The following is a 636-nucleotide window of genomic DNA, read 5'->3' on the forward strand; positions in this document are numbered from 1 at the left end:
CCTTGCTGTAGGCCTCCTTCAGGGTCCACAGCCGCACCAGGCCGACGTTGCGGTCCTGCTCCGGCAGCCGCTCCAGGTCCCTGCTCTCCTGCGGGGTGCAGATGCGCCGCCGCAGACCTCTGCGGTACAGCTGCCGGGCGGCAGGTTCGACATCCACCCCGATCAGCCCCCGGGTGGTCAGGCCGACCAGCAGCAGGTCGCCGGTGTGACTGAGGCTGATGTCGATCTGGTCGAAGCCGCGCAGCGAAGGACGGCCCGTCGGCCCGTACGTCAGCTCCAGGTCGGCGGAGCTCACCCCCAGCGCGGCGGCCGCCGCGCCCTTGAGCAGCCGGCGCGAGGCGGCGTAGCGGGCGCGCAGTTCCCCGTGGCCGAGAGAGAGATAGCGCGGCAGGTCACGGCCCAGCACCTCGCGCAGCAAGGTCTCCTCGCCGGGTGGCAGCCGCCAGTCGGCGAGGCGGCCGTGCACCAGCGCGGGGCCGTGGCGGCGCAGGTCGGCGCGGAGCAGCGACCAGTCGGCGCCGTCGGACGTCACGGCGATCGGCTCGCTCAGCAAAGGGTGCTGCCAAGGGGGGGCCGGGCCTGTTCCAGGGCGCCCCCCGTCCACCGGGCCGCCGCTCCCCCCGCCCCCGGGGCACG

1 protein-coding gene is annotated in these 636 nt (G+C 75.0%); it reads right to left on the reverse strand.

The annotated features are described in order from the left end of the window. Window positions 1–532: 4'-phosphopantetheinyl transferase family protein (locus TN53_RS41680; protein ID WP_234441853.1), on the reverse strand; the 532-nt coding region annotated here is incomplete at its 3' end. Window positions 533–636: the final 104 nt, after the last annotated feature.

The organism is Streptomyces sp. WM6386 (assembly GCF_000972385.1).
Taxonomy (GTDB): Bacteria; Actinomycetota; Actinomycetes; order Streptomycetales; family Streptomycetaceae; genus Streptomyces.